This is a genomic window from Virgibacillus sp. JSM 102003 (genome assembly GCF_041949995.1).
Classification (GTDB): domain Bacteria; phylum Bacillota; class Bacilli; order Bacillales; family Amphibacillaceae; genus Lentibacillus.
Genome location: NZ_JBHFQH010000002.1, coordinates 155,297 through 168,036, shown reverse-complemented (window position 1 = coordinate 168,036; position 12,740 = coordinate 155,297). Strand labels below are relative to the sequence as shown.

Sequence of the window (12,740 nt, the reverse complement as noted above, 5' to 3'; positions counted from 1 at the left end):
GCCAAAAAAACTCGAGCAACTGATTAATTCAGGTAATACTATCGAATTAATAAAATTAGAAAGCCCCTTAATTAATTATGCAGTAAGATAGTATTATAATTTCTTAACCGCAAAAAAAATCAGGTCACCCAGCGATGACCTGATTACTCCAAAAATCTATTCTGCTGTTACCAATTGTAATTCTACAGGAATAAACTCATCCACTGATTCACCTGAAGCTACTTTTCCTGCAGCATCAATGGCTTTTTGTCCGATTAATTCTGGCTGTTGAGCAACTGTTGCATCCATACGACCTTCTTTTACTGCTGCACGGGCATCATCGGTTGCGTCGAATCCGACAACGACTACATCTTTCAGCATGCCGTTTGATTCAAGTGCCTGTACTGCACCTAGTGCCATTTCGTCATTGTGAGCGAACACGGCATCAATTTGATCACTGCTTTGAATAATGTTTTCCATTACTGTTAAGCCTTCTGAGCGGTCAAAATTTGCTGATTGATTTGCAACGACTTCCAAACCGTCAATACCATCTACAATATTATGGAATCCTTTACCACGCTCACGTGTAGCTGATGCGCCCGGGATACCTTCAAGCTCTACAAGTTTACCACTCTCACCTAACTGCTCAGCAATATACTTACCAGCCATTTCACCACCTGCTACGTTATCAGAAGCGATGTGTGTAACAACTTCACCACCATCAGCACTACGGTCAACGGTTATAACCGGAACACCTGCATCATTTGCTGATTCAATTGCTGAAACTACTGCCTTTGAATCAGTTGGATTTACTAAAAGAACATCAATATCCTGCTGCAATAAATCTTCAATATCACTTAACTGTGTTGATGCATCGTTCTGTGCATCTGCTGTTACGATTTCATATCCTGCTTCTTTTGCTGCAGCTTCAGCACCATCACGTAATGATACGAAGAAAGGGTTGTTCAATGTTGACACAGATAAACCGATTTTAATGGAATCATCTGAACTGCCTTCTGAAGAATCATCTGATGATCCCGGTTTTTCAGTAGAACATGCACTGATTACAACCAGCAATAACGTTAATAGTCCTAATCTCTTAATCCATTTACTCATTTTAATTCCTCCCAAAATTTTGTTAATTATTTAGATCTTCTATCAAGTAATACGGCGAGTAATATAACACCACCTTTAACAATTTGCTGATAGAATGATGAAACATTCAATAAGTTCAAGCCGTTATCAATAACACCAATAATTAATGCACCAACCAATGTCCCAAAAATACGGCCGCGTCCACCCATAAGGCTTGTACCACCGATTACAACTGCAGCGATTGCATCCAGTTCAAACATCGAACCTGCTGTTGGCTGTGCTGAATTTAACCGGCTTGTTAAAATAATTCCAGCTAATACTGATAACATCCCAGTTAATGCGTAAACCCAAATCTTCACGCGATCCGCCTTAATACCTGATAATGTAGATGCTTCTTCGTTTCCACCCACAGCATAAACTTGCCGGCCAAAAACTGTTTTACGAAGCACAAAGTATAAAATAAGGAATACGCCCAGCATAAGAATAACTGGAAATGGAATACCAAATACATAACCTCGACCAATCATCTCAAATGTGAAACTGTCAGAAAGACCTGTAACTGGTTTACCGTCTGTATAAACGAGCGTTGCACCACGGAAAACGGTCATGGTTGCAAGTGTTGCAATAAACGGAGCTACTTTACCTTTCGTAATAATAAGCCCATTCATTGCACCTAATGCCAGCCCGATCAATAAACCAACCAATATAGCTAGTAACGGATCCATTCCGGTCGTTAACATCCCAGCTGTCAACGCACTGCCTAAGGCAAGCATCGACCCTACTGATAGGTCAATACCAGCAGTCAGGATAACAAACGTCATCCCAAACGCGATTAACGCATTCACGGAAATTTGTCGAAGCAGATTTAGAATATTATCTAATGTGAAGAAGTTCTCACTCATAAACCCTAGTATTATCATTATTAGAATAAGTCCAATTAATGGACCGATTTTAGCAAAATTTGTAACCAATAATTTTTTCATCATGACTCCCCTCCTGTAGCTGCCGTCATTATTTTTTCCTGGTCGGCTTCATGCCTGTCCATGGTTTGTGAGATCTTACCTTCGTGAATAACCATAATACGATCGCTTACACCTAAAATTTCCGGCAGTTCAGATGAAATCATAATAATTGCAACACCATTTTTGGTAAGTTCATTCATAATGTTATAGATTTCTTTTTTTGCTCCAATGTCTACACCACGTGTTGGTTCATCCAGAATAAGCAGTTTCGGATTGATTCCGAGCCATTTTGCGATAACAATCTTTTGCTGATTACCACCACTTAATGACTTAACTTCCTGTTCTCCACCGGTCGTTTTTACATGCAATCGCTTTATCAAATCTGTTACAAGATCGTGTTCTTTTCTGGCTGAAACAATTCCATTTTTTGATACTGTTTTCATATTGGGAAGGGAGATATTTTCGCGAATTGAAGAACTAATCACCAACCCTTTTGCTTTACGATCCTCTGATATAAAACCAATCCCAGCTTTCACGGCGTCATGCGGGTGTTTAATAGACAATTTCTTTCCATCAAGAAAGACAGTCCCATTATTTTTCTTTTCATAGCCAAATATGGCTTCCATAATTTCGGTTCTGCCTGCTCCCATTAATCCTGATACACCGAGAATTTCTCCCTTATTAACATGAAAGCTAATATCGTTAAAAAGTCCTTTTCGCTCAAGGTTCTTCACTTCAAAAATCACATCACCAACTTTGTTCAAACGTTCCGGAAAACGCTCGCCAAGCTCGCGTCCAACCATCATCTTTACAATTGCTTCAAAACTGGTATCCGAAATATCCTCCGTTCCGATATACGTCCCATCACGCAATACAGTGACCCGATTACAAATCTTAAAAATTTCCTCCATCCGGTGTGAAATATAAATAATAGCAACACCGCGTTTTTGCAGTGATTCAACAACGCGAAACAGATTATCAATCTCACGCTCAGTCAAAGCAGCTGTCGGCTCATCCATCACAATCAGTTCTGCATTAGTTGATAATGCCCGTGCGATTTCAACCATCTGTTGTTTACCAACTGACAAATCACCTGCTGTATCATCCGGATGAATGTTTGTTACACCCAACGCTTGTAAACTTGCTTGGGTTTGTTTTTTCATTTCTTTTGTATTTAAGATACCTGTTTTCGGATAAGTGATGTCTTTCCCAAGAAACATGTTTTCTGTAACGGTAAGATGTGGAATAATGTTAAGCTCCTGGTGAATAACAAGGATCCCTTCCTTTTCTGCCTGTTTCGGGTTGGCGAAATCCACTTCTTTACCATTTACTTTAATAACACCATTATCACGTTTATGAATTCCCGTTAACACTTTAATTAACGTAGACTTCCCAGCACCGTTTTCACCCATTAATGCGTGAACCTCACCCTTCTGGACGTTGAAGTTAACTCCATTCAACACTTGGTTGCCAGAAAAGGATTTATCGATTCCATTCATTTCCACAAAAGGTGTTTTTACCATGATTTTCACCTCCTTCAATTAAAAAATGACGCCTGATTTCAATATTACATTTCCAAATGGGGTCGCTTCCCCTGTACGAATAATCACCCGTGAATTCCCAGTTTCCTTTTTCAAATTCTCGTGTGTTATATAATTCTTAGGAATTTCTTTATATTCCTCGGAAACTTCATCATATAAAGCTTTATTATTGTCTTTTATTTCACTTGCGAACGTCATTTCCTCGATCATCATATCTGCTGACACAGCCTTAAGAACTGTTGTGAATTTTGGTGTGCCGAGATCCAGCGATAGATCGATACACGGAACTTCATTTGGAATAGGAAGCCCGCAATCTCCGATAACGATTGTGTCTGTATGTCCCAACCTTGCAAGTACTGTTGCAATATCTCGATTTAAAATGCCTGACTTTTTCATTCAGAATTCTTCCTTTCTAGTAAAAACTTCTCTACCGCATCCTTTAGTGGCATACCTCCTTGTGCACCAATTCTAGTAACAGATAACGCAGCAGCAGCATTAGCCAACTGAATAGCCTTTTCAACCGCTGAGCCTCGTGCAAGTTCTGTTGCAAGCACACCATTAAATGTATCTCCGGCACCAGTTGTATCCTGGACATCAACAGAGTAGCTTGGCATATGTTTTTTCACACTGTTTTCGAAAAATTGAACACCCTGGCTGCCTTGCGTAACGATGACTTTTTCCTGAATCTTTTCGAATAAAGGATCTTTTTTCATCGATTCAACTTCCAATTCATTTGGCGTTAAATAGGATGCCCTCTCCAGCAGTGCATCTGGCAAAGGCTGATATGGAGCGGGATTGACGATTACCGGAATGTTATACCTACTTGCAACTTCCAGCGTATAAAGAACGGTCTCCATAGGGACTTCCAATTGAAGCAGAACCATGTCACTTTTTTTTATTTGATTAAGATTTTGCTCTACCAACTCCGGTGTAACTAGCAAATTTGCTCCAGAAGCTACAATAATTCGGTTATCATTTTCGGATAAAATAATATTTGCAATGCCTGTTGCTGCACTAGAAACAGTTGTAACACCATCCACGTTAATGCTTTCATTTTCAAGATGCTTTAAAAGGGTTTTACCAAATGGGTCATCCCCAACTGCACCTATAAAATTAACATTTGCTCCAATTCTTGCCGCAGCAACTGCCTGGTTTGCACCTTTTCCACCTGGATAGGTAAAAAAATTATCACCAAGAACAGTCTCGCCTTGCATCGGCATCTTCTTTGTCGTCACGGTTAGATCCATGTTAATACTTCCAACAACACAAACACTAGGTTGTTTCGCCATCTCACTACCTCCTTGCTCTTGTTGATTGTCGTTCTGTTAATACAACCTTAAATTCCTCTGATTTTATTCTGGATTGATTGTCGGTAATCTGTTGAATGAGCATTTCCGCAGCTTTCGATCCGATCTCATAAATTGGCTGCGCCATCGTTGTAAGCGCTGGTGTTGTTGTCTCACCTATGGCTATACCATCAAATCCAATAATCGACAAATCAGCTGGAACTTTGATTCCAAGGTTAGCTGCTGCACTCAATGCCCCAGCACCCATCAAGTCATTCCCGGCAAATATCGCATCTATTTCAGGGTGATCAGTAAGTAATTTAATTGTGGATTGTTTGGCAATTTCAAAATTATATTCGCCGGGTATAATGTAGCTGGACAAGAACCATTTATCGTCTTTTACTTCATCAAGATAACCCTGCAGACGTGTTTTTGTATTACCTGCATGCTCTGGTCCGCAAATATGAGCGATTCGCTTAGCTCCAGTTGACTTTAAATACTGTACAGCCTGTCTTGCACCCTCGCGGTTATTTACTGTCACCGATGAAAGCTTAGAGCTCAAAATTCGGTCTAACGCTACAATTGGAGCATTAATCTTACTTATGTGTTCTTCAGAAATTGTACTCGACACAATAATAAAGCCATCCACCGATTTTTGCTGTAAAGCATTCAAATAGGTTAATTCTTTTTCAATGTCGTCATCTGTATTACAAAGAACAAATGTATATTCATGATGATTCGTGACATCTTCAACAGCTCGTGCCAGTTCCGGAAAGTAAGGGTTCATAATATCCGGCACAAATAAGGCAATCATTTTCGAGCGTCCTTTAAAAAGGCTTCTCGCCACATCATTCGGTAAATAATTCAATTGCTCAATCGCCTGCTTTACCCGCTCTTTTGTCGAAGAATTCACATATCCATTACTGTTCAGAACACGTGATACAGTAGCTGTCGACACTTTTGCAAGTTTAGCAACATCCTTGATAGTTGTCATACACCATAACCACTCTCATATTTAGATTTTTATACATGTGTTTGTTACTTGCGCTTCTTCTGTCGATACTCGGGGGCTCTTCTGTTGATTCCGGCGACTCTTCTGGTGATTCACACGTCTCTTCTAGTGATTCCGGCATTTTTTGTTGATACTCGACCCGCTTCTGTTGATTCACGCACTTCTTCTGTCGATTCCGGCGCTTCTTCTGTCGATACTCGACCCGCTTCTGTCGATTCACGAACCTCTTCTGTCGATTCACGCACTTCTTCTGTCGATTCACGCACTTCTTCTGTTGATTACCGCGCCTCTTCTGGTGATTCACGCATCTCTTCTGTTGATTCACGCACTTCTTCTGTCGATTCACGAACCTCTTCTGGTGATTCACGCACCGCTTCTGTTGATTCACGCACTTCTTCTGTCGATTCACGAACCTCTTCTGGTGATTCACGCACCGCTTCTGTTGATTCACGCACTTCTTCTGTTGATTCCCGCACCTCTTCTGTTGATTCACGCACCGCTTCTGTCGATTCACGAACCTCTTCTGGTCACATGCCCTGCATGTAACCCGTTACATAAACTCAAAAATAAAAAATCACTTCTCATGTAACCCGTTACACATTATATTAAAGCGTTTTCACCAACGTGTCAATGACTAAATTATAAAATATTCGATAGTTGCACCACTTATGCTGTAACCGCCGAAATAAACGAGCAGTGCGTCCAGCACTGCTCGTATCCGTCCAACTATTTCTTTCGGAGCTTCCTTATTTCATCTGCAACAAATTGTACCTGTGTACCGACAACAACCTGTATATTATGCTTGCCGACAACATTAATGCCTGGCACACCTGTTGCTTTAATTTTATCCTGATCAACTTTATCCATGTCATTTACTTCAAGTCTTAAGCGGGATACACAATTATCAACTGTTGTCACGTTTTCATCGCCGCCTAAACCCTCATAAATCTTTTCCGCCATTTCAGCTGTTTCGTCTTTCTTAGCACCTTCTTGTCCACTAACATTTTCCGTTTCGTCCATTTCTTCACCTTGTACGTCATCATCGTCTTCACGACCTGGCGTTTTCAAGTCTAATTTAACGATTAGGAAACGGAACAGGAAGTAATAAATAACGGCAAAAACAAGGCCTTGTAAAAGCAGCATAAGTGGCTGACTGGCAATTGGTACACCTAAACTCAGCGTATAGTCAACAAGACCAGCACTGAAACTGAATCCGGCTGTCCATTCAAACATTGCCGCAATAGCTAGCGACAGACCTGTTAATGCTGCGTGAACAACATATAGCAATGGTGCTAAGAACATGAATGAGAATTCAAGTGGCTCGGTAACACCAGTAAAGAATGAAGCGAACCCGGCAGCCATCATTAGTGATGCTGTTTGTTTTTTACGTTTCGTTTTTGCTGTATGATACATAGCTAATGCTGCTGCAGGCAGACCGAACATCATAATTGGGAAGAATCCTCCCAGATAGCGTCCAGTTACACCTTTTTCACCTTCGCTTGCCCAGAAATTAGCAATATCATTGATCCCGGCAACGTCAAACCAGAATACAGAGTTCAGCGCGTGATGTAATCCGGTTGGAATAAGTAATCTGTTAAAGAACCCATATAAACCAGCACCAAATGCACCCAGTTCACTTATACCTGTACCGAATGAAACAAGTCCTGAATAAACAACTGGCCATACGAAAAAGAGAATAGCTGATACAGCCATCATTGCAGCCGCACTCATGATTGGAACAAGTCGCTTGCCACTGAAGAAAGCAAGTGCGTCCGGCAGTCTAACCTCGCTAAATCGGTTATACATAATAGAGGCAACAATACCTGATAAAATACCAATAAACACATTCTCAATATTTTCAAAAGCTGCATTGACAGACCCTTCCTCAATACCCTGAAGGCCAGCAACACCACTTACATTTAATAGGTTTGTTACAACAAGATAGGCTACAAGCCCGCTCAATCCGGCGGCACCATCTTGTTCTTTCGACATCCCTATTGCAACACCTACAGCAAACAAAATGCCAAGACTGCCTATAATAGCTATACCGCCATTGGTAAGGTATGTGGCAACAACACTACCTTCAGCAAAGTTTAAAATCCAATTTCCAATACCAATCAGAATCGCCGCAGCCGGTAATACCGCAACCGGAAGCATCAATGAACGGCCAAGATTCTGTAAATACTTCATCATGATAAATTCCTCCTTACATAGATTAATATTTCATAAATGTGAATTCTGATACATCAGCTTAAAATATGAATTCGTTTTCAAAGAATGAGTTCAGTTTCTTTCAATAAGTTTTCCATTTAATGTGTTCGCAATCGTTCAATATGGAGCGTGATGTATCCTAATTCTTCTTCAGGAAGCTCAATTTGATAGGTAGCATATAATTCCTGAGCAACTTTCTGTGCACATCGGAAAGAATAACTATATTTTTTCTTGATCATTTCAAACATCTCATCATCCATCACGTGACTCTCGTACCATTTCGCTCTGCTTAATGCAAACTGCAAATGTGTCACTAAACGTTCATAGGAAATGTCAGCTTCATGAATCTCGATATTTAGATATCCTTTAATAGTCTGCACCATATCCTGAATTATTGTCGTTTGCTTAACCGTTTCGTGAATATCACCCCCTTGAAGTTTCATCGTATGAATATACAGCGCTATAAACGCAGCTTCATCGGCAGGCATCTCCATGTGAAACTTATCCTTAATGTGCTCAATAGCCCATAAGCCGATTTCAAATTCTTCTCTGTACAAAATCTTAATTTCCTGCAACAGTTTATTTTTAAGCTTGATACCACTCTGTTCCCGTTCAATTGCAAATGAAATATGGTCTGCAAGCTGCACACGGATATGTTCGTTTAATTCTGTTCCCAAGCGCTTTTTTGTATAAGTAATAATTTCTTCCGATATGGTAAAATGCTCTTCTGGTATCCGGAGTAAGAGCTGCTGCAGCTTTTCATTTTCCTTTAAGACAAACAACTTCTCTACCTTGTTAGAAATTACAATGTCATTTTTTTGCTTGCCAAAAGCTACACCAGCTCCAATAGCAATCTTTTCTTCCTGCTCATCGATAACAATTGCCGCATTGTTATTTAAGATCTTTTTTATTTTCACCTGAAGCCCACATCCTTCATAGCACGTTTTTCACTTAATCAGAAGTTGTGATTATCACCGTTTCTTTGGCCGTACTTTCTTTTTCTTCAGTCATACTGAATGATTTACCAGTATCTTTTCCATTTGTAATCACAATTGGAGATATATCACTTGAAGCATTATTCCGAACATATTCCAGATCAAATTCCATCAGCGAATCACCAACTGATACTTTGTCGCCAGTACTTACATTAATGGTGAAACCTTTGCCTTCCAGTGAAACCGTCTCAAGTCCAATATGAATAAGAATTTCGATTCCGTCCTCTGTGCGTAACCCAATAGCATGCTTTGTCTCAGGTATCTGAACAACCTCACCTTCAACCGGAGAATAAACCTGTCCTTCACTTGGCTTAATCGCAATCCCGTCTCCCATCATCTTCTGACTGAAAACTGGATCCGGAACTTCTTCTAACGATACAATTTCGCCGTTAATTGGTGCATATATTTTCGTGTTTGAACTTTCCTTCTTAAACAGATTTTTAAACATAACAACATTCCTCCTTTAAGTTAAGTATGTGCAAAAGTCGCCTAAACTAAAAAAGACATGGCGGTTTAGAGATGGACCTATGTCCCCCTCAAAATACCACCATGCCTAATCAAGTCAGTAACATGTGATTCGTAATTATTTTTTCTAAGTGTATCGTATCATCATTCAAATGGAAAAATCAATCATTCACTTTTAAAAATTATTTCATCCTCATTATCAATTGGTTCCCTATTTCTAAATAAAAAGAACTGAATTGGTATCACAGCCGTAAGAGTAACAAATATCAATACAAGGTGGAGCACCTCATTATTAGAATATCTTTTTATGATAAAGTAAAACCCGTAAACTAAAAGAATATTAGAAGCAAGACCAACAAACGGTATGAACCAAGATAGGAAAAATGCACAGGCCATCGTTACGCCATAAACCAATGTAAATTTGCCACGCAGCGATTCATGTACATCATTTTCAACAAGCTGCGTAATTAAAAAAGTATTAACAATCGGTATCCATGCCATCCACGCCAGGTCACTTTTGCCTTCCCGTTTAGCCATTTTAAATAATCCAATCGCCATTAATATATGAAATACAATTGCTACTAAAAATAAAAAAAGAATCAGGAACAAAAATCCGGCAAGGAAAATTAACAAACCTTCATCACTAGTCATGTAACCCCTCCATTTTTAGAAAATGTGCCTTAACTGCCTAAAAGTCCAGGCACCATTGCACCCGGACTTATTATTATTTATCAAACACAACCCGCGTATTGCCAATCATGTCATGTATTCCTTGTTTCTCTCCACCAAACGCAACAAACAAATATAACAATCCAGTAAAGAAAAATACACGGTGAATAAATCGCCCAACTACTTCTCTAAAAAGAAGATCCTTCCACTCGAGCGACTGAGCATCTTCTCGAATAACGCGAAGGCCAAATATCATTTTGCCTAACGTCTGACCATAATACTTCGTCATTAAAAGAAAGTACAAATACAGCACAACGGCACCAACAATACCAGCCATTGTCCAAAAACCAACGTCAATACCAGTCCCATCATTAATAAATTTAAACGGAGTAAGCAGGATGCCGTTAATGCTAAATACAATAATTAAATCAGCTAGATATGCCCAGAACCGCATCCAGAATCCAGCATATCTGTAATCAACACTCTCCGTATATTCCACTTCATTTTCACTCATCGACGGCACCCCCTTATTTAGAATATAGGTACATAGCGCGCGGCCCATTGGATTCACGCAATAATTCCTTGATACCGAATAATTCTGTTTGTCCTTTAAACATTCCTTGTAATGTGCCACCTAAAAATTCGTTAATTTCAAGACCCTTTTTATATTCAATCACTTTTGCATTACCCCAGCCATTATCTTCTTTCATCATGGCAATCGTATCGGTAAGCGAACCTAGCGCATCAACAAGGCCATTATTCTTAGCTTGTTCACCGGTATACACACGGCCATCGCCCAATTCACGGACTTTCGATTCTGACATATCACGGCCATCCACAATCACTTCCACGAAATCACCGTATAAATTATCAATCATCGTCTGCAGAATTTCTCGCTCTTCATCGGTCATTTTACGTGATTGTGACATTATATCCTTGAATTCGCCGCTCTTGATCGTATTAAACTTAATACCATGTTTATCAGCAAATTCGGCAAAATTAAAGCTCTCCATAATAACACCAATCGAACCTGTCAATGTTGCAGAGTGTGCAACGATTTTATCAGCAGGTGCAGAGACATAATATCCCCCTGATGCCGCTGTATTCCCCATTGATACATAAACTGGCTTATCATGTTCTTCTTTTATCTGAACAATTTTGTCATGTATTTCATCGCTTTCTACAACACCCCCGCCAGGTGTATTCACGCGTAGAATAATACCGTCAACAGTTGAATCTTCCCCTGCTGCTTCAAGCATTTCCAGGAATTGCTCATGATTATATCCACCTGTATTAAGCAAGGAAGCTGTAGATGTATTTTGAATTACTCCATCCAATTCAAGTACTGCAATTTTGTTGCCTGTTCCTTCCTCAATGACCTCTTCTTGAAATTTCTGTGAAGAATTCGGGAAGTTAAACATTTTTTCAAAATCAGCCGTAACTACACTCGTTACAGCCTGAAAGCCTAGTGAAACGACAAATAAAACAACCGCTACACCAAGCGCAATCCAACGTTTTGTATTCAATTTCATGTCCTCCAATTCGTTCCCTATTTTATGTATACCGCTATTTTACATTATTGTTAACATTTATGCAGAAAACTTGTACGTTTGTTACCAAATTAGCGAGTCCAAAACAAGAAGATTGCTTTGGACCCAGTGCCATACACAATATTGCGTGAAATCAATCAAGTTCAGATAATGCAGCTTTCAATTTGTACAATTCGTCTTCCGTCAATGTAACTCCTTTTCCCATTTTCTCTTTGTCCGGTGCCCAATCCCTCAGGTCATATTTGGGATCGCGCCCATTCCAGCTTACCAGATTAAGCTCTTTCGTCCATCCTTTTGGCGACTCTGATAGCACAGCTACTGTTTCGATTACCTCATATTTAAGATCTGCCACATTGATTCCTCCTAATAGACTTCATAGTTATTACCGGTTTGCATACCATCAACACTTTTAACAAAAGCACGAGCCACACGACTTGCAGGAACTGGATCAAACCCTGCAAAAAATTTACCTAGCTTTTCCCATGATTCCTGAACAATATTAGGACTTACACTATTTATCCTAATTCCTCTAGGCATTTCAATTGATGATGCTTTAACGAACGCCTTGACACCACCATTTGCCATTGCTGCAGACGCACCCAGTGGAATTGGATCATCCATCATCACACCTGTTGTTAGCGTGAAACTGCCACCGTCATTCACATATTCCATACCTAGCAGGACAAGATTTATTTGCCCTTTAAGTTTACTTTCAATTCCTTTTTCATTTAATTCCGGTGTTAATTCAGAAACAGCTGTAAAATTGGCACCACCAGATGCATTGACTACAGCATCCACTTTTCCAATCTGTTTATACATTTCTCTGATACTTTCCTCGGAAGTAATATCAACAGAAACATCTGCCCCATTTCGTCCAGCACGAATTATGGAGTGATTCTCTCCTAATTCTCTTACAATCTCTTTGCCAATTGTACCAGCTGCACCTACAACAAGTATCCTCATATGCAATCCAAC

The 12,740-nt window shown here is 39.8% G+C and carries 16 protein-coding genes; all 16 read right to left on the bottom strand.

All coding sequences use genetic code 11. The features are described 5' to 3' along the window. Positions 1-156 precede the first annotated feature (156 nt). Complete coding sequence (gene rbsB / locus ACE1TG_RS03335; RefSeq protein ID WP_375050939.1) at positions 157-1,095, bottom strand: ribose ABC transporter substrate-binding protein RbsB; 939 nt, start codon at positions 1,093-1,095, stop codon at positions 157-159. Between the two features lie 26 nt (positions 1,096-1,121). Next, a complete protein-coding gene (locus ACE1TG_RS03330) occupies positions 1,122-2,057 on the bottom strand; it encodes an ABC transporter permease subunit (protein WP_375051089.1) in 936 nt (311 codons plus the stop codon). Then, a complete protein-coding gene (locus ACE1TG_RS03325) occupies positions 2,057-3,559 on the bottom strand; it encodes a sugar ABC transporter ATP-binding protein (RefSeq protein ID WP_375050938.1) in 1,503 nt (500 codons plus the stop codon). Before ACE1TG_RS03325 ends, ACE1TG_RS03330 begins: the two co-directional genes overlap by 1 nt. A gap of 18 nt (positions 3,560-3,577) precedes the next feature. Beyond that, on the bottom strand, positions 3,578-3,973 hold the full coding sequence (rbsD, locus tag ACE1TG_RS03320; protein WP_375050937.1) for a D-ribose pyranase: 396 nt from the start codon (positions 3,971-3,973) through the stop codon (positions 3,578-3,580). Further along, the gene (gene rbsK / locus ACE1TG_RS03315) at positions 3,970-4,866 is read right to left on the bottom strand and encodes a ribokinase (protein WP_375050936.1); all 897 of its coding nucleotides are present in this window, start codon (positions 4,864-4,866) and stop codon (positions 3,970-3,972) included. The genes rbsD and rbsK overlap by 4 nt, the downstream gene beginning before the upstream one ends. Before the next feature lie 4 nt (positions 4,867-4,870). Further along, on the bottom strand, positions 4,871-5,857 hold the full coding sequence (locus tag ACE1TG_RS03310) for a LacI family DNA-binding transcriptional regulator (RefSeq protein WP_375050935.1): 987 nt from the start codon (positions 5,855-5,857) through the stop codon (positions 4,871-4,873). Positions 5,858-5,967: 110 nt separating this feature from the next. After that, on the bottom strand, positions 5,968-6,141 hold the full coding sequence (locus ACE1TG_RS03305; RefSeq protein WP_375050934.1) for a hypothetical protein: 174 nt from the start codon (positions 6,139-6,141) through the stop codon (positions 5,968-5,970). A 12-nt stretch (positions 6,142-6,153) separates the two neighbouring features. Next, the gene (locus tag ACE1TG_RS03300; RefSeq protein ID WP_375050933.1) at positions 6,154-6,372 is read right to left on the bottom strand and encodes a hypothetical protein; all 219 of its coding nucleotides are present in this window, start codon (positions 6,370-6,372) and stop codon (positions 6,154-6,156) included. A 229-nt stretch (positions 6,373-6,601) separates the two neighbouring features. Then, entirely contained in the window at positions 6,602-8,068 is a 1,467-nt protein-coding gene (gene nagE, locus ACE1TG_RS03295) for an N-acetylglucosamine-specific PTS transporter subunit IIBC (RefSeq protein ID WP_375050932.1), read from the bottom strand. 116 nt (positions 8,069-8,184) lie between these two features. Continuing rightward, a complete protein-coding gene (locus ACE1TG_RS03290) occupies positions 8,185-9,003 on the bottom strand; it encodes a PRD domain-containing protein (RefSeq protein WP_375050931.1) in 819 nt (272 codons plus the stop codon). Between the two features lie 34 nt (positions 9,004-9,037). Beyond that, on the bottom strand, positions 9,038-9,529 hold the full coding sequence (locus ACE1TG_RS03285) for a PTS sugar transporter subunit IIA (RefSeq protein WP_375050930.1): 492 nt from the start codon (positions 9,527-9,529) through the stop codon (positions 9,038-9,040). 182 nt (positions 9,530-9,711) lie between these two features. Next, the gene (locus ACE1TG_RS03280) at positions 9,712-10,197 is read right to left on the bottom strand and encodes a hypothetical protein (RefSeq protein ID WP_375050929.1); all 486 of its coding nucleotides are present in this window, start codon (positions 10,195-10,197) and stop codon (positions 9,712-9,714) included. A gap of 73 nt (positions 10,198-10,270) precedes the next feature. Further along, positions 10,271-10,729, bottom strand: a complete 459-nt coding sequence (locus ACE1TG_RS03275; protein WP_375050928.1) for an RDD family protein — start codon at positions 10,727-10,729, stop codon at positions 10,271-10,273. A 13-nt stretch (positions 10,730-10,742) separates the two neighbouring features. Then, positions 10,743-11,741, bottom strand: coding sequence for a signal peptide peptidase SppA (gene sppA, locus ACE1TG_RS03270; RefSeq protein WP_375050927.1), 999 nt, complete (start codon positions 11,739-11,741; stop codon positions 10,743-10,745). A 157-nt stretch (positions 11,742-11,898) separates the two neighbouring features. Next, positions 11,899-12,117 carry a YdbC family protein gene (locus tag ACE1TG_RS03265; protein ID WP_375050926.1) on the bottom strand — a complete coding sequence of 73 codons (219 nt, stop codon included), beginning with the start codon at positions 12,115-12,117 and terminating at the stop codon, positions 11,899-11,901. Between the two features lie 11 nt (positions 12,118-12,128). Then, on the bottom strand, positions 12,129-12,728 hold the full coding sequence (locus ACE1TG_RS03260) for a short chain dehydrogenase (RefSeq protein WP_375050925.1): 600 nt from the start codon (positions 12,726-12,728) through the stop codon (positions 12,129-12,131). Between the last annotated feature and the right edge of the window lie 12 nt (positions 12,729-12,740).

What these genes read in the sequence shown, in the direction of transcription:
- rbsB (WP_375050939.1), bottom strand. Translation starts at nt 1,095, where the DNA reads ATGAGTAAATGGATTAAGAGATTAGGACTATTAACGTTATTGCTGGTT.
- ACE1TG_RS03330 (WP_375051089.1), bottom strand. Translation starts at nt 2,057, where the DNA reads ATGAAAAAATTATTGGTTACAAATTTTGCTAAAATCGGTCCATTAATT.
- ACE1TG_RS03325 (WP_375050938.1), bottom strand. Translation starts at nt 3,559, where the DNA reads ATGGTAAAAACACCTTTTGTGGAAATGAATGGAATCGATAAATCCTTT.
- rbsD (WP_375050937.1), bottom strand. Translation starts at nt 3,973, where the DNA reads ATGAAAAAGTCAGGCATTTTAAATCGAGATATTGCAACAGTACTTGCA.
- rbsK (WP_375050936.1), bottom strand. Translation starts at nt 4,866, where the DNA reads ATGGCGAAACAACCTAGTGTTTGTGTTGTTGGAAGTATTAACATGGAT.
- ACE1TG_RS03310 (WP_375050935.1), bottom strand. Translation starts at nt 5,857, where the DNA reads ATGACAACTATCAAGGATGTTGCTAAACTTGCAAAAGTGTCGACAGCT.
- nagE (WP_375050932.1), bottom strand. Translation starts at nt 8,068, where the DNA reads ATGATGAAGTATTTACAGAATCTTGGCCGTTCATTGATGCTTCCGGTT.
- ACE1TG_RS03285 (WP_375050930.1), bottom strand. Translation starts at nt 9,529, where the DNA reads ATGTTTAAAAATCTGTTTAAGAAGGAAAGTTCAAACACGAAAATATAT.
- ACE1TG_RS03280 (WP_375050929.1), bottom strand. Translation starts at nt 10,197, where the DNA reads ATGACTAGTGATGAAGGTTTGTTAATTTTCCTTGCCGGATTTTTGTTC.
- ACE1TG_RS03275 (WP_375050928.1), bottom strand. Translation starts at nt 10,729, where the DNA reads ATGAGTGAAAATGAAGTGGAATATACGGAGAGTGTTGATTACAGATAT.
- ACE1TG_RS03260 (WP_375050925.1), bottom strand. Translation starts at nt 12,728, where the DNA reads ATGAGGATACTTGTTGTAGGTGCAGCTGGTACAATTGGCAAAGAGATT.